Source organism: Halomonas sp. S3-1-1 (genome assembly GCF_023757625.1).
Lineage (GTDB): Bacteria > Pseudomonadota > Gammaproteobacteria > Pseudomonadales > Halomonadaceae > Vreelandella.
In genome coordinates, this window is sequence record NZ_JALGBZ010000003.1 from 469811 (window position 1) to 493008 (window position 23198).

Here is a 23198-nt window from a genome sequence, read left to right on the forward strand (position 1 = left end):
GCCTTTGCTAAGTTTCCTGCCAGCGGCTTTGCCTGTCAAGCGGTGTGAAAGTGAGAAGAAGTGCCCCGGCCTGGTTATAAAGAGCCGGGGAAAAGGACCGGGGCAAAGGGCTGGGGAAAGAATCAAGCGCTGCGTGCGGCGAGGCGTCGCTGCTGAAGAGGGCGCACCAGACACCAATCGATGAACAGCATGACTAGAATCGCCGCGCCGGTCACCGGAAAGAGAACGCCGCCGACGACGAGAATCGTCAGAATGCCGCGAAAGGCGCGCTTGTCTTGCGGCATCGGCGGCACGCCCAGGCCGCCTTTCGGGCGGCGCTTCCACCACATGACGCCGGCGCTGACGCACAGCAGGATGATCGCCACGCATACCGCCAGAAAGAGTAGCTGGTTCGCCAGCCCGAACTGCTGGCCCATGTGCACGTTGATGCCGAACTCCAGCCACCGCCCGAGCGGGCCGTAATCCGCGTAGCTCATGTCCACCAGCGGCTCGCCGGAGTAGCGGTCCAGATGTACCACCCGCTGCTGGCTCAAATCATTCGGGTAGACTGAGCCGGAGTAGACGCCGGTGACGGTGGTGGGCAGGCTTACCGTAAAGCCCGGATGCATCTCCATCGTTTCAAAGGTAGATACCGCCTCGTCCAGGCCGATGCCCGCTTGCTCTGACGGCGTCGAGGTCGATTCGGGAATTTGCGCTTGCTCCATCGACCAGCTCGTCGTCGTTTCCTCGCTCAGGCGGGCGTCGGACATCGGCACCTCGACGCGAACCCCGGAAGGGTAGCCGAAGTTGTTGCCGTTGGCCCACTGGTTCACCTGGCCGCCCCACACGCCGGACCAGGGCATGCCGGTGATCGCCAGAAACAGAATGAAGGCACCGACGAACAGCCCCGTTACCGCGTGCAGGTCGCGCCAGAAAACGCGCTTTTTCGGCGCGCCGCGCACGCTGACCACGCCGCCTTTGGCGTTGCCGCGGGGCCACCACAGATACACGCCGGTGAGCACCAGCAAAATCGCGAAACCGCCGGTGATCTCGATCAGCTTGCGCGGCGTAGCGCCAAAGAGCTTGAAGCTGTGCAGCTTGCGCACCGTCCACATGAGGGTGCTTTGGTCATCCATTGCGCCTAGCACCTCGGCGTTGTAAGGATTCACGTAGACCGCCAGCCGCTCGCCTTCAGTGGTGCTTACGGTGATTTCCGCGGAACTCTCTGGCGTTTCCGGATCGGTGTACTTCAATGCCGTCCCCGGGTGAGCGTCCAGGGCGGCGCTTACCAGCGTGGAAGGCGGCTGGGTGGTTTCCTGCGCTGCTACGCGTTTGACGTCGGCGTGCACGAGCGCGTCGATCTCATCGTGAAACAGGTATAGCGCCCCGGTGATCGAGAGGGTGATCAGAAAGGGTAGAACCAGAAGGCCTGCGTAGAAGTGCCAGCGCCAGACGGCGCGGTAGAGATCGAACGGCGTTTTCGCCGCCGATCGGGGGTCGACATGAGAAGTCATCACGGCTCCTGAAGTGCCCGATGGAAGGGGCGCCTGAGTGATAGCGACACGCACCCGTCGGCCAAGGGCGGCCGTCAGGTCGTAAGAATAGGGTCATACAAGCTGGTGGGTGTCGTCAGGCGAGCGGCGGGGCGCGGACAGGCGCATGCAGGTAGTTATCGAAGGACGCAAACCCCTGATGCGGCGGCTTTGGCCGCGGGGCGTGGTGAACGAATGCTTGGCGAGCAATGGCGGGCAAGAACGCATGAGAGGAGGGAAACTGTTGCCACAGCGAGCAGTAGCCGCACTCATGAAACCAGGTGAAGATGGGCTCAAGCGACTGTTGAGAAACGTGGGTCGAATGATCGTGCGCTGACGGATGGGCGTGATGGTGAGCCGAGGGAGCATCATGCGAGTGGGCGGCATCGTGGTGACCTGCGTGCTGGTCGTGATGCCCCGCCTGGGATTGGGAAATCAGCGGGCTGATCAGCAGCAACAGCATGGCCGTCAGCGCCGCGTGAAGCGCGACGCGATACCAACGGCTATGGGCAAAGCGCTGAAGTGGCAAGATGAGTACCCTTGGCAAGAAAGCCACGGTCAAGGCGCGGCGCTGTCGATAGTGGGCCTTGAGGTGAAAGCGGCCCGGTCAATCGGGCCATGGTAGCGTAAAACGCTCTTTGTTAAGAGATCCTTGGTGTGGCCTTTTGTCCCGGTTCAGCTACGCACTGCTTTGCGCTTTTGTGGTGCTTTTGCAGCCAAAATAACCCATTTTGGTGCATGCTTTTGGCTAGAGTGAAGGGCGCTGCCCCGGTTAGGAGCTACCTTGGCCCTTTTCACCATTTTGGCGCATAACTTGCATTGTTCAGTAATATGACTCAATCGATTAAAAGCGACCGCCTGATGACGGCACGCGATAGCAGTGCATCACACCCCCCCTCCGGCCATCGGTTCGACGACCAGCGCCGCTGGGCGGCGTCGCTTGCGCTGCGCTTTGCCCAGCGCGGCGGCGCCACGCGGCTGATCCAGGCGCGCCACCACGGCCCGCTTCGCGTGCAGCGCCCGTTTTACCCGGAGGGCCGCGGTGAGGCCTGCCACATCTACGTGCTGCACCCGCCTGGGGGCCTGGTCAGCGGCGATGCGCTGACCATCAGTGCCCATGTGGAGCGCGGCGCCCACGCGCTTTTGACCACGCCGGCCGCCAACAAACTCTACAAGGCGGACAGTCAGGGCGTGGCCTGGACCCAGCGTACCGAGCTTTGCGTGGAGGACGGCGGAGTACTCGAATGGTTGCCCCAGGAGACCATCGCCTTCGATGGCTCAAAGGGCGAGCAGCACACCCATATCGCTCTTCACGGCAGCGCCAGATGCCTTGGCTGGGAGGTGATGGCGCTGGGCCGCCCGGCCAGTGCGCTACCGTTCGTGTCCGGGCGCATCGAGCAGCACTTTCGCCTGACCCTGGACGACAAGCCGCTGTGGCTCGAGCGCCAGCCGCTGGACCCCAACCATCCGCGTTTCGTTGGTCGCTGGGGCCAGGGCGGGGCCACGGTGCAGGCCACGCTCTGGGCGGTGGGTCTTGAGGACGGCCCTGGCGCCATCGAGGCGCTGCGCGAGCGGCTTCCGGCCGAGCCGAACTGGGCGGTCACCCTGCGCCATGGCGTGCTGCTGCTGCGCTACCTCGGCGGCTCGCGCTTGGATGCCTGGACGCTTTGCGAGCGGGCCTGGCGGCTTCTGCGCCCGCGCTTGATCGACCGCGAGGCCCACACGCCGCGCATTTGGCTGACCTGACGCTTCATCTTTTTTAGAGGATAACGCTCCATGGAACTGACCCCGAGAGACAAGGACAAGCTGCTGCTGTTCTCCGCCGCGCAGTTGGCCGAGCGCCGAAAGGCCCGCGGGCTGAAGCTCAACTACCCGGAAGCGGTGGCACTGATCAGCTTCGAGATCATGGAAGGTGCCCGCGACGGCAGAAGCGTGGCCGAGCTGATGAGCTTCGGTCGCGAGATATTGACCCGCGATGACGTCATGGAGGGCGTGGCCGAGATGGTCGACGAGGTACAGGTCGAGGCGACGTTCCCCGATGGCACGAAACTCGTGACCGTCCACACGCCCATCAACTAGTGTTTCGCCATTTGGAGGCTGCCATGATTCCCGGTGAGTACCAATTAAGAGAGGGCGAGATCGAGCTGTGCGCCGGCCGCGAGCGCATTACCGTGGAGGTCGCCAACACCGGCGACCGGCCCATTCAGCTCGGCTCCCATTACCACTTCGCCGAGGCCAATCCGGCGCTTGAGTTCGACCGCGACAAGGCTCGCGGCTTTCGCCTCGACGTGGCCGCCGGCACCGCGATCCGTTTCGAGCCGGGCCAGAGCCGCGAGGTCACGCTGATTCCGTTCGTCGGCAAGCGCGAGATCTACGGTTTCCGTGGCGATGTCATGGGTGCGTTGGAGGGAGATAGGCAATGACCACGAACAGGATCAGCCGTCAGGCCTACGCCGACATGTACGGCCCCACTGTAGGCGACCGCGTACGCCTGGGCGACACCGAGCTCTGGATCGAGGTCGAGCGTGACGCCACCCACTACGGCGAAGAGGTGAAATTCGGCGGCGGCAAGGTGGTGCGTGATGGCCAGGGCCAGAGCCAGCGCGTCGATGACGCGGTGATGGATACCGTGATCACCAACGCGCTGATTCTCGACTGGTGGGGCATCGTCAAGGCGGATGTCGGCCTGAAGGCCGGGCGCATCGCGGCCATCGGCAAGGCGGGCAACCCGGACACCCAGCCGGACGTCGAGATCGTCATCGGCCCGGGCACCGAGGTCATCGCCGGCGAGGGCAAGATTCTCACCGCCGGCGGCATCGACGCCCACATCCATTTCATCTGCCCGCAGCAGGTCGAAGAGGCGCTGATGAGCGGCGTGACCACCATGCTCGGCGGCGGCACTGGCCCCGCCACCGGCTCGAATGCCACCACTTGTACGCCCGGCGCCTGGCATATCGGCAAGATGCTCCAGGCGGTGGATGATCTGCCGATGAACATCGGCCTGCTCGGCAAAGGCAACGCTAGCCTGCCGGAAGGCCTTGAAGCCCAGCTCGACGCCGGGGCCTTGGGGCTCAAGCTTCACGAGGACTGGGGCACCACGCCCGCCTCCATCGACAATTGCTTGAGCGTTGCCGAAAAGTACGATGTGCAGATCGCGATTCACACCGACACGCTCAACGAGTCAGGCTTTGTGGAGGATACGCTCGCGGCGTTCAAGGAGCGGGGTATCCACACCTACCATACCGAAGGGGCGGGCGGCGGCCACGCGCCGGATATCCTGACCGCCTGCGCCAAGGAGTACGTGCTGCCGTCCTCCACCAATCCGACGCGCCCCTACACGGTGAATACCATCGACGAACATCTGGACATGCTGATGGTGTGCCACCACCTGGACCCGAACATCCCGGAAGACGTGGCCTTCGCCGACTCGCGCATTCGCCGCGAGACCATCGCCGCGGAGGATATTCTGCATGATCTGGGCGTGATCTCGATGATCGCTTCGGACTCCCAGGCCATGGGCCGGGTGGGCGAAGTGGTCTGCCGTACCTGGCAGACCGCACACAAGATGAAGGTGCAGCGCGGCCTGCTGCCGGAAGACGAGGCATTGGGTGCTGATAACCTGCGCGCCAAGCGCTATATCGCCAAGTACACCATCAACCCGGCGATCACCCACGGCATCGCTCATGAAGTGGGTTCTATCGAGGTGGGCAAGCTGGCGGATCTGGTGCTCTGGAAGCCGGCGTTTTTCGGCGTGAAGCCCTCGCTGATCCTGAAAGGCGGCATGATCGCCGCCGCCCCCATGGGCGATCCCAACGCCTCGATCCCGACGCCCCAGCCGGTGCACTACCGCCACATGTTCGGCGCCTTTGGCCGCGCGGCGAGCCAGACCCGGCTCAACTTCGTAAGCCAGGCGTCCATCGATGCGGGCATCAAGGAGCGCCTGGGGCTTCAAAGTGAATTGTCCGCGTGCAAGAACGTGCGCGGCGTGCGCAAGAAGGACATGAAGCTCAACGATGCCTGCCCGGAGCTCAGCGTGGACCCGCAAACGTATGAAGTTCGCTGCGACGGCGAACTGCTGACCTGCGAGCCCGCCACGGAGCTTCCGCTGGCGCAGCGGTATCATTTGTTTTGAATGGTATGGGTCATAAACCCTCGTGACATAAGAGCCGGGAGCAGCCCGTAGAGAGGGTCTTTTGCCAAGGATGGCAAAAGTAGCGTACAGGGAGGTATTCACAGCGCCCTCTCGTAGGGCTGCTCCCGGCGAGCCCCAAAGGCTGTAACAGGACGATATCGATGCTTAAATTAATCGAACGCTTAGGCCCCATCGACGAAAGCGCCGCCAGCGATACGCTGACGCTGCCCTTCGAGCTGCGCATTCGTGGCCGCCTGAAAGCCGAAAGCGACGGTGGCCAGGCGCTGGGGCTGTTTCTGGACCGGGGCCCGGTGCTGCGCAGCGGCGAAGGTCTGAAAGCCGAAAGCGGCGAGGTGATACGCGTGTGCGCCGCAATCGAGCCGGTAGTGACCGCGCGTGTCTCCAGTGGCCTGCCGCTTGCCCGACTCGCCTACCACCTTGGCAACCGCCACGTGCAACTGGCGCTGGGTGAAGACGACCAGGGTGGCTGGGTGCGCTTCCCGCCGGATCACGTGCTGGAAGAGCTGGCAACGCTTCTTGGGGCAACGCTTGAACACGGTGATGCCACCTTCGACCCGGAGCCCGGCGCCTACCAGCAGTTGGGCCACGCCCATGCTCACGATCACGGCCACCACGACCGGGAAGAAGATGAGGTAGCGCACGAACCTTCTCACGAGCATTCCCACGAACATGGCCATGACCACACCCATGGCCACTGAGTCTGAAAATGACTTGGCGCTGCTGGGGCTGTTGCAGCTGGTTAGCCCGGCGCTGCCGATCGGCGCCTTTGCCTTCTCCCAGGGGCTCGAGAGCGCCTTCGAGCTTGGCTGGGTGAGCGATGAAGAGAGCCTGACCGAGTGGCTTTCCGGGGTGCTCGACGACGGCCTGACGCGCTGCGAACTGCCGGTGATTGCGCGCCTTTTCGAGGCCTTCGAGCGTGGCGACGCCGCCGACGTTGCCGAGTGGGACGACTGGCTTGCCGCCACCCGGGAAACCGCCGAGCTTGCCGCCGAGGATAGCCGTTTGGGGGCCTCGCTCACGCGCCTGCTGGCAAGCCTCGAGCTTCTGCCAGGCGATGAGCTACTGCCCAGCGGCGCCGGCTACGTGACGCTTTTTGCCTACACCGCGTTCAAGCGCTCCCTGTGCCCGCGCCAGGCCCTGCTCGGTTTTGGCTGGGCGTGGCTCGAAAACCAGCTGGCGGTGGCCTGCAAGGCGCTGCCGCTCGGGCACACAGCGGCCCAGCGCATCATCGAGCGGCTGCGCCCGGCGGTTTCCCGCGCCGTCGACGAGGCGCTAACCCTTGATGATGATGCGCTCGGCCCGGTGCTGCCCGGCGTGGCGCTGGCCAGTGCGCTGCACGAAACCCAGTATTCAAGACTTTTTAGAAGCTAGCGTTTAGAAGCTAATGGACCGATTCAGGAGAACGACATGACACACTGTTTACGCGTAGGGGTCGGTGGCCCGGTAGGTTCCGGCAAGACCGCCCTTTTGAAGCAGCTTTGCCTGGCGCTGCGCGATCATTACGACATCGCCGTAGTGACCAACGATATCTACACCCGCGAAGACGCGGATTTTCTGCTCAAGCACGACGCCCTGGCGGCGGACCGCATTCTGGGCGTGGAGACCGGCGGCTGCCCGCACACTGCGATTCGTGAAGACGCCTCGATGAACCTGGCGGCGATCGACGAGCTGCAGGGCCGCCACCCGGGGTTGGAGCTGGTGCTGGTGGAGTCCGGCGGCGACAACCTCTCGGCGACCTTCAGCCCGGAGCTTTCCGATCTCACGCTCTACGTGATCGACGTTTCCGCCGGCGACAAGATTCCGCGCAAGGGCGGGCCGGGCATTACCAAATCGGATTTGCTGATCATCAACAAGATCGACATCGCCGAGCAGGTACACGCCTCACTGGAGGTGATGGAGCGGGATTCGAAAAAGATGCGCGGCGAGCGGCCCTTCGTGTTCACCAACCTTTACGACGGTGTTGGGCTCGAGGAGATCATCCGCTTCATTCTGGACAAGGGAATGCTGGAGGAGCGCCGGCCCGAAAGCGCAAGCGCTTAAACGTCGGGCACAACGTACAGGCAATAAAATGGCTGCCCTGGCCAGGCGGTTAAATGGTCAGAGCAGCCCAAACGGTGCGGCACGTCCGTGTCCAAATGGGCCGTTCCTGGCCTCAAGATCCCCACAGTGAACCTCACGCCTCTCAATCGCCTTAACCCAAGTTAATAAGAGGCGTTTTACACCGTTTGTAGCCTGCTTAATTCGTTAACCAGCGGTTATGAAAGGGCAAACGCACGCTTTAAGGTTTTTTGACAGCGCTCGTCTTCAGCTTGCCTGACGCTCGCTTAGCCGCTCGGCGAGAAGCGTTGCCGCTTGCCTGGCGACCGGCGAAAAGCCCGTAGGGTCGTTCTGTACGCGTTCGGCCAGGCGCTTTTTCATCGCCCGCGCCCAGAAGGTTTCGAGATGGCGGCACGTGGCGCTGGCCGCGGTGTCGTCATCGCGCCCGCCGCTCAGGTTGGCGGCGATCTGGTTGACCATGTGAATCAGGTTGTCGTCGGTGTTCGACATGACGTTGCTCCCTTTGAAGGTGCCGCGCTCGGGCGGTGATAGATCACGTGGCGGTGGCGGCGGGCAAACCCCACGAGCAGCAGCTGCGCCGCCTGAGCCTGGCGCACGGCCAGCGCCGTGGCCGCGGAAACCGCCACCAGCGCGCCGATGCCGGCGCTGGCGCACTTGTGCACCATTTCATAGCTGGCGCGGCTGGAAACCAGCACGAAGCCGTTGTCGAGCGCCGTTTTCTCGCGGGCCAGCGCACCGATCAGCTTGTCCAGCGCGTTGTGACGGCCTACGTCCTCACACACATGGAGAATGTCGCCCTCCACGCTGCACCAGGCGGCGCCGTGCACCGCGCCGGTGGCGGCTTTTAGCGGCTGATGAGCGGAGAAGGCATCGAGCGCGCGAGCAATGGCGGCGTCCTCGAGGGCCGGCGCGTGAACCTGGGGAATCGGGCGGATCGCCTGGTCGAGCGCTTCGGTGCCGCAAAGCCCGCAGCCGGTGCGCCCGGTCATGCTGCGCCGGCGCTCCTTGAGCGCCATCAGGCGCTCGGTGGCGATCGTCAGGTGAACGGCCAGGCCGTTTTCCTCCTCACGGATCTCCCAGTCGTAGCACTCGTGCGCGTCGGCAATGATCCCTTCGGTCAGGCTAAAGCCGAGCGCCAGATCCCGTAACTCATTCGGGCTTGCCATCATCACCGCGTGGGAAATGCCGTTGTAGATCAGCGCGACCGGCACTTCCTCGGCCAACGCGTCCTCATCGACATCGCCCTGCCAGCCGTTTTCGTGGCGCTGCACCTCGACCGGCAGGCGCGCTAGCGCCTGCTCTTCGCGCTCGGTAGCGCTCACGGCGCCTCCTGCTGCGCCTTCGCCAAATGGCTCTTCTGGGTCTGGTCGAAGGCGCTAAAGCGCTGCTGCCAGGCGGAGGGCTGGCTGACTTTTTCTACCTGCACGGCGGTCACCTTGTATTCCGGGCAGTTGGTCGCCCAGTCCGAGTTGTCGGTGGTGATCACGTTAGCACCGCTGCCCGGGTGGTGGAAGGTGGTGTAGACCACGCCAGGCTGCATGCGCTCGCTAATGCGCGCGCGCAGCACCGTCTGCCCCGAGCGGCTGGTGATGCCCAGCCAATCGCCGTCACTCACGCCGCGCACCTCGGCATCAGACGGGTGCAGCTCCAGCACGTCCTCGTCGTGCCAGTGCTGGTTGTGGGTGCGCCGGGTCTGGGCGCCGACGTTGTACTGGCTCAAAATCCGCCCGGTGGTCAATAACAGCGGGAAGCGGCGGTTGGCGCGCTCTTCGGTGGCCACGTACTCGGTGATCGCAAAGCGGCCAAGCCCGATCGGGAAGTTGACCGCGTGCATGGTCGGCATGCCCTGCGGGTTGTCGTCGTTGCAGGGCCACTGCAGGCTGCCGTGCCGCTCGAGTTTTTCGTAGCTCACCCCGGCAAAGCTCGGCGCAAGTGCTGCGATCTCGTCCATGATCTCGGACGGGTGAGCGTAGTTCATTGGGTAGCCCAGGGCGTTGGCGAGATCCTGAGTCACTTCCCAGTCCTGCTTGCCGGCCACCGGCGGAGTCACCTTGCGCACGCGGTTGATGCGCCGCTCGGCGTTGGTGAAGGTGCCGTCCTTCTCCAGAAAGCTCGAGCCCGGCAGCAGCACGTGGGCGAACTTGGCGGTTTCGTTCAGGAAAATGTCCTGCACGATCAAGCAGTCCAGCGAGCGCAGTGCGGCTTCGACGTGCTGAGTATTGGGGTCGGACTGGGCGATGTCCTCACCCTGCACGTACATTGCCTTGAAGGTGCCTTCGATGGCGGCATCGAACATGTTGGGAATGCGCAGCCCCGGCTCGTCGTCGAGTGCCACGCCCCATTTGGCCTCGAAGCGGCCGCGGGCGTTGGGGTCCGCCACGTGCTGGTAGCCCGGAAGTTCGTGGGGGAAGGAACCCATGTCACACGAGCCCTGCACGTTGTTCTGGCCGCGCAGCGGGTTCACGCCGACGCCTTCGCGGCCGATGTTGCCGGTAGCCAAAGCGAGGTTGGCGATGCCCATCACCATGGTCGAGCCTTGGCTGTGCTCGGTCACGCCCAGGCCGTAGTAGATCGCGCCGTTGCCTGCGTTGGCGTAGGTGCGCGCCGCCTGACGCACGGCCTCGGCGGGTACGCCGGTGGTGGCTTCACTAGCTTCCGGGGAGTGGCGCTCTTCACTGATGAACGCGCGCCAGCTCTGGTAGGCATCGGTATCGCAGCGCTTGGCGACGAAGTCCTTGTCTTCGAGACCTTCGGTGATCACCACGTGGGCAAGCGCATTGACCAGCGCCACGTTGGTGCCCGGGCGCAGCGGCAGGTGCTGGGCCTCTTTCAAGTGAGGTGTTTTTAGTAGATCGATGCGGCGCGGGTCGGCGACGATCAGCTTCGCCCCCTGGCGCAGGCGCTTGCGCATCATCGAGCCGAACACCGGGTGGGCGTCGGTGGGGTTGGCGCCGATCACGATGATGGCGTCGGCCTTCATCACCGAATCAAACGTCTGGGTACCAGCGGATTCGCCGAGCGTGGTTTTCAAACCGTAGCCGGTGGGCGAGTGGCAGACCCGGGCGCAGGTATCGGTGTTGTTGTTGCCGAAGGCCGCGCGGATCAGCTTCTGCACCAGATAGGTTTCCTCGTTGGTGCAGCGCGAAGAGGTGATGCCGCCGATGCTTTCGCGACCGTGCTCCGCCTGAATCGCTTTCAGACGCTTGGCAGCGAAGCTGATCGCCTCTTCCCAGCTGGCTTCACGCCAGGGCTGGTCGATCGAGTCGCGAATCATCGGTGTGGTGAGGCGATCCGGGTGGGAGGCGTAGCCGAAGGCGAAGCGCCCCTTCACGCAGGAGTGGCCGTGGTTCGCGTCGCCGCCCTTGTAGGGCACCATGCGCACCAGCTTGTCGCCCTTCATCTGGGCCTCGAACGAGCAGCCCACGCCGCAGTAGGCGCAGGTGGTCACCACGCTTCGATCCGGCACGCCGTGGTCGATCACGCTGTTGTCCATCAGCGTGGCGGTCGGGCAGGCCTGCACGCAGGCGCCGCAGGAGACGCAGTCCGAGTCCATGAACGCCTCGTCCTGGCCCGCGGAGACTTTCGAGTCGAAACCGCGGCCGTCGATGGTCAGCGCGAAGGTGCCCTGTACCTCGTCGCAGGCGCGCACGCAGCGCGAGCAGACGATGCACTTGCTCGGATCGAAGGTGAAGTAGGGGTTGGAGGTATCCTTTGGCTTTTCAAGGTGATTCTCGCCGTCGAAGCCGTAGCGCACTTCGCGAAGCCCGACACTGCCCGCCATGTCCTGCAGCTCGCAGTCGCCGTTGGCGGAGCAGGTCAGGCAATCCAGCGGGTGATCGGAGATGTAGAGCTCCATCACGCCCCGGCGAAGCTTCGCCAGGCGCTCGTTCTGGGTGGTCACCTTCATGCCTTCCACCACCGGCGTGGTGCACGACGCCGGCAGGCCCCGGCGGCCTTCGATCTCGACGGCGCAAAGTCGGCAGGAGCCGAACGCCTCGAGACTATCGGTGGCGCAGAGTTTCGGAATGCTGATGTCGGCAAGGGCAGCGGCGCGGAGCACGGACGTGCCTTCCGGCACGCTCAAGGTGACGCCATCGATGTTGACGCTGACCGAGGCCGCGCCCGGGCGAGCGGCGGGAGTGCCATAGTCTTTGCTGAAATCGACGCTGTTGGCCTGACGCCGTGGATCGAAATGTTCAATCATGAGTGTTCTCCGCTGGCCGGACGCTGGAAGTCTTCGGAAAAGTGCTTGAGCGCGCTCTGTACCGGGAAGGGGGTCATGCCGCCCATGGCGCATAGCGAGCCGTCCACCATCGTCTCGCAAAGATCGCCGAGCAGCGCGAGGTTGGCGTCGCGGTTCTCGCCTTTGCGAATGCGGTCGATCACCTCGACGCCGCGGGTCGAGCCGATCCGGCACGGCGTGCACTTGCCGCAGGACTCCTCCTTGCAGAACTCCATCGAGAAGCGCGCCTGCTCGGCCATATCGACACGGTCATCGAACATCACCACGCCGCCGTGGCCCACCCCCGCGCCGACCTCGGCGAAGGTTTCGTAATCGAGCGGCATGTCCCACTGGCTTTCCGGCAGATAGGCGCACAGCGGCCCGCCTACCTGCACCGCACGAAGCGGCCGCCCGCTTAACGTGCCGCCGCCGAACTCCTCCATCAGCGTGCGCAGGGTGGTGCCGAAGGCGAGCTCCACCAAGCCCCCGCGCTTGACGTTGCCTGCCAGCTGGAGCGCCAGCGTGCCCTTCGAGCGGCCCATGCCGTACTCCGCGTAAGCCTGGCCGCCTTCGGCCAGAATGAACGGCACCGCGGCGATCGAGAGCACGTTGTTGACCACGGTGGGGCGGCCAAACAGCCCTTCGATGGCGGGTAGCGGCGGCTTGAAGCGCACCAGCCCCCGCTTGCCCTCCAGACTTTCCAGCAGCGAGGTCTCTTCGCCGCAGATATAGGCGCCGGCGCCAAGGCGCACTTCCAGGTGGAAAGCGCGGCCGCTCTCGCGAAGATTGTCGCCCAGGTACCCGGCGGCGTCGGCGCGGTTGATCGCCTCATCGAGAATCTCTTTCGCCAGCGGATACTCCGAGCGCAGGTAGATATAGCCCTGAGTGGCACCCACCGCGAGCCCCGCGATGGTCATGCCCTCGATCAGCATGTACGGGTCGCACTCCATGGCGAGCCGGTCGGCGAAGGTGCCGGAGTCGCCTTCGTCGGCGTTGCAGACGATGTATTTTTGCTCCGAGGGCGCGTCCAGCACCGTCTGCCACTTGATGCCGGTGGGAAACGCCGCGCCGCCGCGCCCGCGAAGCCCGGAGGCCTTTACCTCATCGACGATGGCTTGGGGCGAAAGCGAAAGCGCTTCCTCGAGCCCGGCAAAACCGCGGTGGGCGCGGTAGTCGTCAATCGACAGCGGGTCGGTCACGCCAATGCGCGCAAAGGTGAGGCGCTGCTGACGGGCGAGATAATCGATTTCGTCCACCGGGCCGAGCGCCAGCGGATGGCTGACGCAGCCTTCGAGCAGGCCGCTGTCGAGCAGGCTGGGCACATCGCCTGGCGTGACTGGGCCGTAAGCGACGCGGCCTTTCGGTGTTTCGACCTCGACCATCGGCTCGAGCCAGAAAAGCCCGCGGGAGCCGTTGCGGACGATATCGATGCCTTCGTGGCGAGCGGCGGCTTCGCGCTCCAGACGGTGCGCGACGGTGTCGGCGCCCAAAGAAAGGGCGGTAGTGTCGCGGGGCACAAATACGCGGATGCTCATGCGCTCACCTCCAGCGGCCGGGTCTGGAGCTCGTCGAGAAGCTCATCGAAGGCTTCTTCGGTCACGCGCCCGCGTACCTGGTCGTCCACGCGAATCGAGGGGCCGCAAGCGCAGTTGCCGAGGCAGTAAACGGCTTCTAACGTGATTTCGCGGTCCGGCGTGGTCTGGTGGTAATCCACGCCCAGACGCGCCTTGGCGTGGGCCTCAAGCGCGCGCGCACCAACGGACTGGCACGCCTCGGCGCGGCAGATCTGTACCACATGGCGCCCCGGCGGGGTGGTGCGAAAGTGGTGATAGAAGCTGATGACGCCGTGGATTTCAGCGCGGGTTTGCTGGAGCGACGCGGCGATCAGGGGGATCGCGTCGGTCGGGATGAAGCCGAAGCGGTCCTGCAGGGCGTGAAGAATCGGCAGCAGCGCGCCGGGTTTATGTTTGAGCGCGTCGATCTCGGTTTGAATCGACGCCGACGACCATTCTGGAGACGGCTTCATCGTGTCTCTCCCGGTACGGATTGTTTGTTATCAATATGCACGCTGATGCTTATTTGGAATCGATTTTAAAAGGCGTGCACCACGGTCAATGTCACGCTAGCATCAAGCCTATAACGACAAAATATGAAAGATGCTGCCAATGAAGAAAATCACCGTGCTTCCTACCTGGTGCTTTCGTGACGATGCGGGAAACCAGCTGGATTTACAGCTACTTCGCCTACTGGGCGCGGTTTACCGGCGGGGTAAGTTAACCCAGGCCGCCGAGGACGTGGGTATCTCATACCGGCACGCGTGGAACTTATTGCGCCAAGGGAGTGCGTTTTTCGGCGTGGCGCTGGTTCAGATGCAGCGTGGGCGCGGCGCGCAGCTCACGCCGCTCGGTGAAAAGCTGTTATGGGCGGAGCAGCGCGCCGTTGCCCGTTTGGGCCCGCAGCTTGAAAGCCTCGGCTCGGAGCTGAATCTTGCCATCGCGCGCGAGCAGCAGGGGCTGGTGTCGGTGCTGCGCCTGCACGCAAGCCACGGCTTCGCCGTGGAGCTTCTGCCAAAGCACCTGACTGCGGTGCCGCTGGATTTACAGTACTGCAGCCCCCAGGAGTCGCTCGCCGCGCTCAACCGAGGCAGCTGCGACGTCGCGGGCTTTCACCTGCCCCGCGGCGCGGTGGGCGAGCGCATACGCGCCACCTACCAGGGCCTGCTGAAACCCCGCGAGCATCGCGTGATCGGCTTCATCGCCCGCACCCAAGGGTTGATGGTGGCCCCAAACAATCCGCTTGGCATAGAGGGCGTGGCATCGCTGGCAACCGAGGGCGTGCGCTTTATCAACCGCCAGGCTTCCTCCGGGACACGCTCGCTGCTCGACTGCCTGCTGAGCGAGGCGGGCGTAGCAAGCGCCGCCATTCGCGGCTTCGAAGTCGAGGAGTTCACCCACTCCGCTGTCGCCGCTTACGTGGCCGCCGGCATGGCGGACGTCGGCTTCGGCGTACAGGCCGGCGCCGAGAAGTTCGGCCTCGATTTCATTCCACTGGTGGTAGAGGACTATCTGCTCGCCTGCCACCATCAGTCACTGAAAGAGCCGCGGGTGCAGGCCTTTATCGACGTTCTCGCCAGCGACGCCTTCCAGCAGGCCGTTCAGGCCCTTCCCGGCTATCGCCCGAGCCGGTGCGGCGAGGTCATGGAGGTGGGGGAGGTGCTGGATGTCGATTTAAAAAGTGAATGAAAACTTGAGCGGGGTTGAAAAAAGCGCCATTACTATCAAATGGACATGAGATCGGGGGCGTTATGCGAGATAGATTCTCGAGTACGTTAAAGAACAAGAACATGGCGTATATCGCCCCCAAAAGCACGGATGACGGTGCTAAAAGCATCCGGCGGGTCGCCTTCATCCTGCTCGATCACTTTTCGATGATGGCATTTACCGGCGCGGTGGATGCGCTGGTGACCACGAACCTGATGAAGTCCTCGACGCTTTATGAAGTGCTGGTGGTGGGAGAGCGGGCGGCGACGGTGTCCGATCTCGGAATCGAGGTGTCGACCGACATGGCGCTTGCGGATTTCGACAGTGCCGCGTTGGATGTCGACGTTGTGATCGTTTGCGGTGGGCTACGCGTCAAGGTACAGGCGACAGCGCTTTTGCGTAGCCGGCTCAAGAGCGCGGATGGTCACGGCGCGATTTTGGGCGGGCTCTGGAACGGCGCCTATTTTCTGGCCGAGGCGGGGCTTATGAGCGGCTATCAGTGCGCCTACCACCCGGACGGCCGGGCGATGATGGCGGAGCAGTTCTGGGATGTTTCCGTGACCAGCCGTAGCTTTATCGTCGATCGTAACCGGCTGAGCTGCGCCGGGGCGAGTAGCTCGCTGAGCATGATGCTCGAGCTTGTGCGCTCCGACTGCGGCAACGCGGTGGTCGGCGCCGTTGAGGAGATGCTCAGCTGTGACAAGGGCCTGGACTCGCCGGATATCTCGACACTGCGGGTCGATCAAAACCATACCTTGCCGGAGAAGCTCAAGATCTCGCTACAGCTGATGAAGAACAACATCGAAGAGCCGCTTTCGATTGCCGAGATCAGTAACTGGGTGAATATTTCAAGGCGTCAGCTCGAGCGCATGTTCTCGATCTACGTCAGCGCAAGCCCGTCACGCTATTACATGGAGCTTCGCCTGACGCGCGCCCGTCAGCTTCTGCAGCAGACCAACAAGCCGCTGGCGGAAGTGGCGGTGGCCACGGGCTTTGTCAGCATCTCGCATTTTCGCAGCTGCTTTTATCAGCTGTTCGACATCACCCCGGGGCAGTTTCGCAAGTCCTGCCAGCAGGGCGCCTGAGCGCCGTCGCCGCTTTGTGAACATAAAAAAGGGAGCCTGATTGGCTCCCTCGACGCGCAGACATGGCCCGGTCAGTTCCCCGACCAGCCCATGAAAATCGGCACGTACACGACCAGCAGCAGTACGCCAATCAGCCCCAAAAGATACGGAATGATCGCGCGGGTGATGCGCTCCAGCGGCAGCTGGGTCACCGAGGACGCCACGTACAGGTTGATCGCTACCGGCGGAGTGATCATGCCGATCGATAGCCCCACCACGATGATCAGCCCGAAGTGGATCGGATCGATCCCGAGCTGCAGCACCAGCGGCAGCAGCACCGGGGTGAGAATGATCAAGGCGCTGGCGGTTTCGATGAAAACCCCGGTGAGCAGGATCACCGCGACGACCAGCAGCATGATCACCAGCGGGTTGGTGGAGAGTGACAGCACCGACGCGGCGATGGCGCCGGGCACCTGCCAGCTCGAGAGCGTCCAGCTCAGCACCGCCGACATGGCGATCACCAGCATGATCACCGCGGTGGTCATCGCCGAGCGAATCAACAGCCGGTACGCCTGGGGCAGGGTCAAATCGCGGTAGACGAACAGCGACACCAGCAGCGCGTAGTTCACCGCCACCACGGCGGCCTCGGACGGGGTAAAGATACCGGTGAAGATACCGCCCAGGATGATCACCGGGGTCATCAGCCCCCAGCTGGCGGACTTGAAGGTGCGCCAGATAGTGGCGGGCGACAGCGGCGTGCCTTTCGGGTACTGGCGCTTGTAGGCCTGCACCAGGGCGATCGCCATCAGTCCTAGCCCCATTGCCAGGCCCGGTAGAAAGCCGCTCAGGAACAGCTCGGACACCGACTGCTGGGCGATCACCGCGTAGATAATCATCGGTACCGACGGCGGAATGACTACCCCGATGGTGCCGCTCGCCGCGATCAAACTCGCCGCGGAGGCCGGCTCATAGCCCTTGCGCTTGAGCTCCGGTACGAGACTCGACCCCACCGCCGCGGTGGTGGCCGCCCCGGAGCCGGAGATCGCGGCGAAGAACATGCCCGCCATGACCGACACGATCGAGAGTCCGCCGCGAAGAAAGCCCACCAGCGAGTCGGCGAAGCTCACCAGCCGCTCACTCACCCGCCCCTGAGCCATCAAATCGCCGGCCAGAATGAACATCGGAATGGCCACCAGTGCAAACGAGTTGATGCCCTGGAACATCTGCTGGGTGACCACCATCAGCGGCACACCGCCCTGGTAAAGCGCGTAGAGCGAGCTTGCACCGATGGCGAAAGCGATCGGCACGCTCAGCAGCATGAGTAGAAAGAAAAGCCCGAAGAGAAGAAGCGTCATGGTGTTTGCTCTCCCATCGGTTTTCGCGGCTCGCCCTCGAGGAGAATCTCAAAAAGATCCACCAGCGCGTACCAGGCCATGATCGCGGCGCTCACCGGCATCACCGCGTAGACGTACGACATCGGCACGCGAAGCGACGCGGACTTCTGAAAGCTCTGCACCTGCATGTAGCGGTAGCCGATCACGATCAGCGTGATCATGAAGGCGATCACCGCCAGCACGGCGAGAAAGCGCGCCGCCCGGCGTAGCATGAGCGGCAGAGCGTCAACAGCGAAGGTAACGGCGATGTGGTGGCCGCGCTGAAACGCCAGCGTGCCGGCGAGGAAGGTGATCCAGATCAGCAGAAAGCGGGCGACCTCCTCGGTCCAGCCCACCGCGGTGAAGAGCACCCGGGAGACGATCTGCAGCGTGATCACGATGATCAGCGCGGCCATGCCGAGAAACACCACGGGCTTGAGCACGGCGTCCAGGCCGCGCTCGACGGCCCTTAGCGCACTCACCACGGGTTCGAGCAACGAGAGCGACGATGTCGATGGCGGTCTTGAGGACATGGCGGCTTACTCGAGTGCGGCCTGAATGCGCGGCAGGTAGTCGCCGAACTGATCGCCGTAGCGCTCGTACACCGGGGCCACGGCCTCGCGGAAGGCGTCGATATCCGGGGACTCGTTGATCTCCATGCCGGCTTCCCGGAGCGCTGCGAGCTGCTCGGCTTCGGCTTCAGCGTTTTGCTCGCGCGCGTAGGCAGACGCCTCGCGGGCGGCGTCCTGCACCAGCGTCTGCACCTCTTCGGGCAGTGCGTTCCACTTCGGCAGGCTCATCACGAACAGTGCCGGCGCGTAGATGTGGCGCGTCATGGTCAGGTAGTCCTGGGTGTCGGCCAGGTCAAAGGCGTAAATGGCGTTGACCGGGTTCTCCTGGCCGTCGATGGTGCCCTGCTGTAGCGCCGTCAGCGCTTCGGTCCAGGCCATCGGCACGGCATTGGCGCCCAGGGTGCGGAAGGTGTCGACGTAGACTTCGTTCTCGATCACGCGCAGGCGTAGCCCGTCCAGATCCGACGGCTCGTTGATCGGGTTGCGGCTGTTGGTGATGTTGCGAAAGCCACGCTCGGCAAACGCGAGTCCTTTCAGGTTGACGCCCTCGAGCTTGTCGAGAATCTCTTGGCCGATCTCGCCGTCGAGCACGTCATAGGCGTCCTCGGCGGTGGGAAACAGAAACGGCAGCTCGAAGACGGAAAACTCGTCGACGAAGTTGGCCACCGGTCCGTTGGTGATCACGCCCATGTCCACGGTGCCGATCTGCATGCCTTCCAGCAGTGTGCGCTCGTCGCCCAGGCTCGCGTTGGGGAAGATTTCCACGCTGACCGCGCCGTCGCTCTGCTCATCCAGAATTTCCTGAAAGCGCGTGGCGGCGAGGTGGTAGGTATCGTCGCTGTTCACCACGTGGGCCAGACGCAGCGAGGTTGGCGCAATATCGGCGCTGGCGGTGGACATGCCAAGCAGGCCGGCGGCGGCCAGAATGAGCAGGCGGGGCGTGAGACGAGAGGGGGCGTGTTCCACGTGAACTCCTTGAGAGCGCTGTTTTAATCGTTGGAGGGGCATTTTCTGCCCGGGGCACTTTACCATAACGGCGCCAGAGCATGCGGCTGGCGCTTGAGCAAAAATGGCGTTGGCGGTAGCCTTCATGGCCCCGCACGGCATCGACGCTTTCGCGAGAGGCGATGACAGGATAACGTTGTATTCGCTTTGGCTAAATTAAAACAGGCGGACCGCCGATTCAGGCCCCGCTCGACAGGTAGAGATCATGAACACGCTGATTAACGAGCTTGAAAACATCGTCGGTAAAAAAGGCATTCTGCTGGGAGACGACGTCGCCCAGCGAAGCGTCGACTGGTTCACCAAGGCCCCCTGCGAGGCCATGGCGATCATTCGGCCGCAGACGACGCAGCAGCTCAGCCAGGTCATGGCGGCGTGTCATTCGGCCAAGCAAGCGGTGGTGACTCACGGCGGCCTGACCGGCGTCGTGCACGGCGCCGTCGCCAGCCCCAACGAGCTCGTGGTCTCGCTCGAGCTAATGAATCAGATCGAAGAGGTCGACGCGGTGGGCTCGACCATGCGCGTGCAGGCCGGCGCCACGCTTCAGCGCGTCCAGGAAGCCGCCGACGATATCGACATGCAGTTCCCGCTGGATCTCGGCGCGCGCGGCTCCTGCACCATCGGCGGCAACATCGCCACCAATGCCGGCGGTATCCGCGTGATTCGCTACGGCATGATGCGCCAGCAGGTGCTGGGCCTCGAAGCGGTCCTAAGCGACGGCACCGTGGTCAGCTCGATGAATACCATGCTGAAAAACAACGCCGGGTACGATTTGAAGCAGCTGTTCATCGGCAGTGAAGGGACGCTTGGGATCGTCACCCGCGCGGTGCTGCGCCTGCAGCCCAAAATGCCCAGCGAGCAGACCGCGCTGGTGGCGGTGCCCTCGTTCGAGGCGCTCACCCGGCTTTTGCAGTTCGCCTCCAAGGAACTCGCCAACAGCCTGAGCGCGTTCGAGGCGCTTTGGAACAACCACTACGCGCTAATGACCAGTGAAGCCACCAAGCACGCTGAGATTCTCGCCGGCGACTCGCCTTTCTACGCCATCATCGAAACCCTGGGCTCTGATGAGGAGAAGGACGCCGAAGCCTTCGCCGCGGTACTCGAGAAGGCGCTGGAAGAGGAGCTGATCACGGACGCCGTACTGGCGAACTCCAGCACCCAGCGCCAAGGCATTTGGGATATCCGCGAAGACATCGAGACGCTGGTGTACGAACTCAACCCGATGTTCTCCTTCGATATCAGCCTGCCGATTGCGCACATGAACGAGTACGTCACCACGCTTGAAGAGAAGCTGAAAGCGCAGTGGCCGGAAACCGGCCAGCTCGTGGTTTTTGGCCATCTGGGTGACGGCAACCTGCACATCATGATCACCGTGCGCGACGCCAGCCCGCACAGCCGCCGCGATGTCGAGGAGCAGGTATACGGCACGCTGTCTCAATACAGCGGCTCGATCTCCGCCGAGCACGGCGTCGGGCTCGAAAAGCGCGACTACCTTAGCCTTTCACGCACGCCGGAAGAGATCGCGCTGATGAAGCGCATGAAGCTGGCGCTGGATCCGAAGGGGCTTTTGAATCCGGGCAAGATTCTGGACTGAGAGTCTCAATATGTTCAGCAATCAAAAGGCCACCGCGACGGTGGCCTTTTTTTGGTGACGCTGGCGAAAACGCTTACTCGGCGATCGCCTCGCGAATGCGCGGCAGGTAGTCGCCAAAGCGCTCGCCGTACTGCTCGTAGATCGGCTCGACGGCGCTCTGGAAGGCCTCGATATCCGGCGATTCATTGATCTGCATGCCGGATTCCTTGAGCGAGGCGAGCTGCTCGGCTTCCATATCGGCATTGAGCTGACGTTCGTACTCTGCGGCTTCCTGAGCGGCGTCTGCCAATACCGTTTGAGCTGCTTCCGGCAGCTGATTCCAGGCGGGCAGGCCCATCACGAAGATCGCCGGCGCGTAGGTGTGGCGCGACAGCGTCATGTAGTTCTGGGTCTCCTCCAGGTTGAAGGAGTGGATCACGTTCACCGGGTTTTCCTGCCCGTCGATGGTGCCCTGCTGCATGGCGGTGAGCGCCTCGGTCCAGGCCATCGGCACCGCGTTGGCACCCAGTGCGCGGAAGGTATCGGTGTAAACCGGGTTCTCCATCACGCGAATGCGCAAGCCCTGCATGTCGTCCGGCGTATTCACCGCGCGCTCGCTGTTGGTCAGGTTGCGAAAGCCGCGCTCGGCATAGGCGAGCCCTTTCAGATTCACATCGCCCAGCTTGTCCAGAAGCTCCTGGCCGATCTCGCCGTCCAGCACGCGATAAGCGGCCTCGGGGGAGGGGAAGAGGAAGGGCAGCTCAAATACCGCCATCTCCTCGACGAAGTTGGCCACCGGCCCGTTGGTGATCACACCCATGTCGACGGTGCCGATCTGCATGCCTTCCAACAGCGTGCGCTCGTCGCCCAGGCTCGCGTTGGGGTAGATCTCGATATCGACCTTGCCATCGGTGCGCTCTTCGACCAGCTCCTCGAATTTGGTCGCGGCCATGTGGAAGCCGTCCTGCTCGTTGACCACGTGGGCCAAGCGCAGCGTGACCGGGTCCATGTCGTCGAAATCATTGGCGTGGGCGTTGACCACTGCCGCCAGAGAGACCGCGAGGGTGAGCGTGCTCAGCGTGAAATTCTTCATTTTGTTAGGTTCCCGATGGGTTGCGAAAAGCGTGCCCGTTCAGGATGCCCCAGGGCGCCTCGGGCGGCAATGCGACCCCCGTCTAAAACCGCCCGCCGCTGGACAGCGCCCGCCCACACAGGTAGGATACGCCCCCTATGCGCCCGTAGCTCAGTTGGATAGAGTATCGGCCTCCGAAGCCGAGGGTCGCAGGTTCAAATCCTGCCGGGCGCGCCATATTTTTGTGTTTACTCTATGTGTTTGTATCGGTGCCCTTTTGAGTATCCACTCTCTTGGCACTTGGCAAATAACTCCGGTCGTGTGACCTGCCATTCCCTCATGGCTTTAATCGCTGATCGAAGGTGCATCTCCTTCTGCCGAATTGGACAAATAAAGTTGGCGCTCTGGCTAGCCGAAAGAGAAAAAGAAAGCGGAAAAGTTTGGTGTTAACACATCATATAAACCTTGGTTGTAAATCCACTGCAACTACGGCTAAGCGCATTATCTCCGATTCCGCCCATTGTTCTTTTCACTGTACCGCTGAACGGTCGGGGCGGTTTGGTGGAGGTTCCATCTACCATTCATGTGTTCATGATCAATGTTGTCATTGAAGATGCAGAAAGGTGTAGGAACTGATACGAAAGGGCCGTCATGATGCTACTGTCGAAAGCGCTGATATATAGTTTTCTAGGGGCCATGATGTGCTGTAAAATCGCGCCACTGCGCATCTTGGTAAAGAATCCAAAGAATTATTTTGATCATTTAGAGGTCATTATTAAGCAGGCGTCCAGCGTTCTCGGCAAAGAAAGAACCTCCATAATCATCTGCCGCTGCTGGACAAAAGCTCGTAATGGGCTGTCGTATTACCTCTTTTGCAATGAAATAAAGTAGTGCAAAGTTTATGGCTTTTCATAATTGAGTTGAGAGTCTCTGTGCCCAAAGCGTAAGTTTCCTTTTTGGTCTTCAAAGACTGCTATTATGTCAATTTTATCAAAAAAGCCCGTCAAGCACTTACCTGTTTTAATATCAAAAGATGCCCCATGGGCACTGCATAGCAAACTTCTTTTATCTGATGAGATAATGTTTTCAGAGCGATAATTCAATGGTAAATGCTGGTGAGGGCAGGTGTTAACGTAGCAATAAATCTCTCCCTCAATGCGTATTACAATAACGGGGAGAAGTTTATCATTAAATATTGCCTCTAAACAGTGAGCGGTGCCCTCTTCTATAAGCTTGGAAGAGCAAATAGTAGCCCCCACTTGGGGGGCGTTCACACAGTTTTGCCAAGTGCCGTGCATGGTAGTTCCTTGTGCCATGACAAAAATATTATTGTGGCCG

General features: G+C 62.6%; 22 protein-coding genes and 1 tRNA gene. 11 read left to right on the plus strand and 12 right to left on the minus strand.

Annotated features, from left to right (window positions below):
• Window positions 1-122: 122 nt before the first annotated feature.
• Together MQW23_RS11530 and MQW23_RS11535 are read right to left on the minus strand one after the other, a co-directional pair.
• A complete protein-coding gene (locus MQW23_RS11530) occupies window positions 123-1493 on the minus strand; it encodes a PepSY-associated TM helix domain-containing protein (protein ID WP_252108239.1) in 1371 nt (456 codons plus the stop codon).
• A 115-nt stretch (window positions 1494-1608) separates the two neighbouring features.
• Complete coding sequence (locus MQW23_RS11535; protein ID WP_252108240.1) at window positions 1609-2040, minus strand: DUF2946 family protein; 432 nt, start codon at window positions 2038-2040, stop codon at window positions 1609-1611.
• A 332-nt stretch (window positions 2041-2372) separates the two neighbouring features.
• On the opposite strand from MQW23_RS11535, the gene MQW23_RS11540 reads away from it, so the two are divergent.
• The 7 genes from MQW23_RS11540 to ureG all read left to right on the plus strand — a co-directional run bounded on the left by MQW23_RS11540 (window position 2373) and on the right by ureG (window position 7704).
• Entirely contained in the window at window positions 2373-3257 is an 885-nt protein-coding gene (locus MQW23_RS11540) for an urease accessory protein UreD (RefSeq protein ID WP_252108241.1), read from the plus strand.
• A 30-nt stretch (window positions 3258-3287) separates the two neighbouring features.
• The gene (gene ureA / locus MQW23_RS11545) at window positions 3288-3590 is read left to right on the plus strand and encodes an urease subunit gamma (protein WP_252108242.1); all 303 of its coding nucleotides are present in this window, start codon (window positions 3288-3290) and stop codon (window positions 3588-3590) included.
• Between the two features lie 23 nt (window positions 3591-3613).
• Window positions 3614-3934 carry an urease subunit beta gene (locus tag MQW23_RS11550; protein ID WP_252108243.1) on the plus strand — a complete coding sequence of 107 codons (321 nt, stop codon included), beginning with the start codon at window positions 3614-3616 and terminating at the stop codon, window positions 3932-3934.
• Window positions 3931-5643, plus strand: a complete 1713-nt coding sequence (ureC, locus tag MQW23_RS11555) for an urease subunit alpha (protein ID WP_252108244.1) — start codon at window positions 3931-3933, stop codon at window positions 5641-5643. Before MQW23_RS11550 ends, ureC begins: the two co-directional genes overlap by 4 nt.
• Window positions 5644-5804: 161 nt before the next feature.
• Window positions 5805-6362, plus strand: a complete 558-nt coding sequence (gene ureE / locus MQW23_RS11560) for an urease accessory protein UreE (protein ID WP_252108245.1) — start codon at window positions 5805-5807, stop codon at window positions 6360-6362.
• Window positions 6340-7035, plus strand: a complete 696-nt coding sequence (locus tag MQW23_RS11565) for an urease accessory protein UreF (protein ID WP_252108246.1) — start codon at window positions 6340-6342, stop codon at window positions 7033-7035. Before ureE ends, MQW23_RS11565 begins: the two co-directional genes overlap by 23 nt.
• 36 nt (window positions 7036-7071) lie before the next feature.
• Window positions 7072-7704, plus strand: a complete 633-nt coding sequence (gene ureG, locus MQW23_RS11570) for an urease accessory protein UreG (RefSeq protein WP_252108247.1) — start codon at window positions 7072-7074, stop codon at window positions 7702-7704.
• Between the two features lie 264 nt (window positions 7705-7968).
• On the opposite strand, the gene MQW23_RS11575 is transcribed toward ureG, so the two are convergent.
• Genes MQW23_RS11575 through MQW23_RS11595 form a run of 5 tightly spaced genes read right to left on the minus strand, consistent with a single transcriptional unit; the run spans window position 7969 to window position 13970 of the window.
• Window positions 7969-8211, minus strand: coding sequence for a formate dehydrogenase subunit delta (locus MQW23_RS11575; protein WP_252108248.1), 243 nt, complete (start codon window positions 8209-8211; stop codon window positions 7969-7971).
• Window positions 8187-9044, minus strand: a complete 858-nt coding sequence (gene fdhD, locus MQW23_RS11580; protein WP_252108249.1) for a formate dehydrogenase accessory sulfurtransferase FdhD — start codon at window positions 9042-9044, stop codon at window positions 8187-8189. Before fdhD ends, MQW23_RS11575 begins: the two co-directional genes overlap by 25 nt.
• Window positions 9041-11926, minus strand: a complete 2886-nt coding sequence (fdhF, locus tag MQW23_RS11585) for a formate dehydrogenase subunit alpha (protein ID WP_252108250.1) — start codon at window positions 11924-11926, stop codon at window positions 9041-9043. Before fdhF ends, fdhD begins: the two co-directional genes overlap by 4 nt.
• Entirely contained in the window at window positions 11923-13479 is a 1557-nt protein-coding gene (locus tag MQW23_RS11590) for a formate dehydrogenase beta subunit (RefSeq protein WP_252108251.1), read from the minus strand. The genes fdhF and MQW23_RS11590 overlap by 4 nt, the downstream gene beginning before the upstream one ends.
• Window positions 13476-13970: a formate dehydrogenase subunit gamma gene (locus MQW23_RS11595; protein WP_252108252.1), complete on the minus strand. Its 495-nt coding sequence runs from the start codon at window positions 13968-13970 to the stop codon at window positions 13476-13478. Before MQW23_RS11595 ends, MQW23_RS11590 begins: the two co-directional genes overlap by 4 nt.
• 139 nt (window positions 13971-14109) lie before the next feature.
• Between MQW23_RS11595 and MQW23_RS11600 the strand changes: the two genes are divergently transcribed.
• On the plus strand, window positions 14110-15186 hold the full coding sequence (locus MQW23_RS11600) for a substrate-binding domain-containing protein (protein WP_252108253.1): 1077 nt from the start codon (window positions 14110-14112) through the stop codon (window positions 15184-15186).
• Between the two features lie 101 nt (window positions 15187-15287).
• Entirely contained in the window at window positions 15288-16289 is a 1002-nt protein-coding gene (locus MQW23_RS11605; RefSeq protein ID WP_252108254.1) for a GlxA family transcriptional regulator, read from the plus strand.
• A 71-nt stretch (window positions 16290-16360) separates the two neighbouring features.
• Here MQW23_RS11605 and MQW23_RS11610 read toward each other — a convergent pair whose 3' ends face one another.
• From MQW23_RS11610 to MQW23_RS11620, 3 genes are read right to left on the minus strand one after another with little or no spacing between them, the layout of a single operon-like run.
• Window positions 16361-17623, minus strand: a complete 1263-nt coding sequence (locus tag MQW23_RS11610; protein WP_252108255.1) for a TRAP transporter large permease — start codon at window positions 17621-17623, stop codon at window positions 16361-16363.
• A complete protein-coding gene (locus tag MQW23_RS11615) occupies window positions 17620-18174 on the minus strand; it encodes a TRAP transporter small permease (protein ID WP_252108256.1) in 555 nt (184 codons plus the stop codon). The genes MQW23_RS11610 and MQW23_RS11615 overlap by 4 nt, the downstream gene beginning before the upstream one ends.
• Before the next feature lie 6 nt (window positions 18175-18180).
• Window positions 18181-19221, minus strand: coding sequence for a TRAP transporter substrate-binding protein (locus MQW23_RS11620; RefSeq protein WP_442908597.1), 1041 nt, complete (start codon window positions 19219-19221; stop codon window positions 18181-18183).
• A 202-nt stretch (window positions 19222-19423) separates the two neighbouring features.
• On the opposite strand from MQW23_RS11620, the gene MQW23_RS11625 reads away from it, so the two are divergent.
• Window positions 19424-20809 (plus strand): FAD-binding oxidoreductase, encoded by a 1386-nt coding sequence (locus MQW23_RS11625; protein ID WP_252108257.1) that lies wholly within the window; start codon window positions 19424-19426, stop codon window positions 20807-20809.
• A gap of 73 nt (window positions 20810-20882) precedes the next feature.
• On the opposite strand, the gene MQW23_RS11630 is transcribed toward MQW23_RS11625, so the two are convergent.
• Window positions 20883-21881 carry a TRAP transporter substrate-binding protein gene (locus MQW23_RS11630; RefSeq protein ID WP_252108258.1) on the minus strand — a complete coding sequence of 333 codons (999 nt, stop codon included), beginning with the start codon at window positions 21879-21881 and terminating at the stop codon, window positions 20883-20885.
• Window positions 21882-22020: 139 nt separating this feature from the next.
• Here MQW23_RS11630 and MQW23_RS11635 point away from each other — a divergent pair.
• Window positions 22021-22097 (plus strand) — tRNA-Arg (locus MQW23_RS11635).
• 662 nt (window positions 22098-22759) lie between these two features.
• Here the strand turns inward: MQW23_RS11635 and MQW23_RS11640 are convergent.
• Complete coding sequence (locus MQW23_RS11640) at window positions 22760-23158, minus strand: Rieske (2Fe-2S) protein (protein WP_252108259.1); 399 nt, start codon at window positions 23156-23158, stop codon at window positions 22760-22762.
• Window positions 23159-23198 lie beyond the last annotated feature (40 nt).

Excerpts from the sequence above, each read along its gene's own strand:
- MQW23_RS11625 (WP_252108257.1), top strand. The coding sequence starts at position 19,424 with ATGAACACGCTGATTAACGAGCTTGAAAACATCGTCGGTAAAAAAGGC.
- MQW23_RS11590 (WP_252108251.1), bottom strand. The coding sequence starts at position 13,479 with ATGAGCATCCGCGTATTTGTGCCCCGCGACACTACCGCCCTTTCTTTG.
- fdhF (WP_252108250.1), bottom strand. The coding sequence starts at position 11,926 with ATGATTGAACATTTCGATCCACGGCGTCAGGCCAACAGCGTCGATTTC.
- MQW23_RS11530 (WP_252108239.1), bottom strand. The coding sequence starts at position 1,493 with ATGACTTCTCATGTCGACCCCCGATCGGCGGCGAAAACGCCGTTCGAT.
- MQW23_RS11620 (WP_442908597.1), bottom strand. The coding sequence starts at position 19,221 with ATGCCCCTCCAACGATTAAAACAGCGCTCTCAAGGAGTTCACGTGGAA.
- ureC (WP_252108244.1), top strand. The coding sequence starts at position 3,931 with ATGACCACGAACAGGATCAGCCGTCAGGCCTACGCCGACATGTACGGC.
- MQW23_RS11600 (WP_252108253.1), top strand. The coding sequence starts at position 14,110 with ATGAAGAAAATCACCGTGCTTCCTACCTGGTGCTTTCGTGACGATGCG.
- MQW23_RS11595 (WP_252108252.1), bottom strand. The coding sequence starts at position 13,970 with ATGAAGCCGTCTCCAGAATGGTCGTCGGCGTCGATTCAAACCGAGATC.
- ureA (WP_252108242.1), top strand. The coding sequence starts at position 3,288 with ATGGAACTGACCCCGAGAGACAAGGACAAGCTGCTGCTGTTCTCCGCC.
- MQW23_RS11575 (WP_252108248.1), bottom strand. The coding sequence starts at position 8,211 with ATGTCGAACACCGACGACAACCTGATTCACATGGTCAACCAGATCGCC.
- MQW23_RS11610 (WP_252108255.1), bottom strand. The coding sequence starts at position 17,623 with ATGACGCTTCTTCTCTTCGGGCTTTTCTTTCTACTCATGCTGCTGAGC.
- MQW23_RS11605 (WP_252108254.1), top strand. The coding sequence starts at position 15,288 with ATGGCGTATATCGCCCCCAAAAGCACGGATGACGGTGCTAAAAGCATC.
- ureE (WP_252108245.1), top strand. The coding sequence starts at position 5,805 with ATGCTTAAATTAATCGAACGCTTAGGCCCCATCGACGAAAGCGCCGCC.
- MQW23_RS11550 (WP_252108243.1), top strand. The coding sequence starts at position 3,614 with ATGATTCCCGGTGAGTACCAATTAAGAGAGGGCGAGATCGAGCTGTGC.
- MQW23_RS11615 (WP_252108256.1), bottom strand. The coding sequence starts at position 18,174 with ATGTCCTCAAGACCGCCATCGACATCGTCGCTCTCGTTGCTCGAACCC.
- MQW23_RS11540 (WP_252108241.1), top strand. The coding sequence starts at position 2,373 with ATGACGGCACGCGATAGCAGTGCATCACACCCCCCCTCCGGCCATCGG.
- MQW23_RS11640 (WP_252108259.1), bottom strand. The coding sequence starts at position 23,158 with ATGCACGGCACTTGGCAAAACTGTGTGAACGCCCCCCAAGTGGGGGCT.
- MQW23_RS11565 (WP_252108246.1), top strand. The coding sequence starts at position 6,340 with ATGACCACACCCATGGCCACTGAGTCTGAAAATGACTTGGCGCTGCTG.
- MQW23_RS11630 (WP_252108258.1), bottom strand. The coding sequence starts at position 21,881 with ATGAAGAATTTCACGCTGAGCACGCTCACCCTCGCGGTCTCTCTGGCG.
- ureG (WP_252108247.1), top strand. The coding sequence starts at position 7,072 with ATGACACACTGTTTACGCGTAGGGGTCGGTGGCCCGGTAGGTTCCGGC.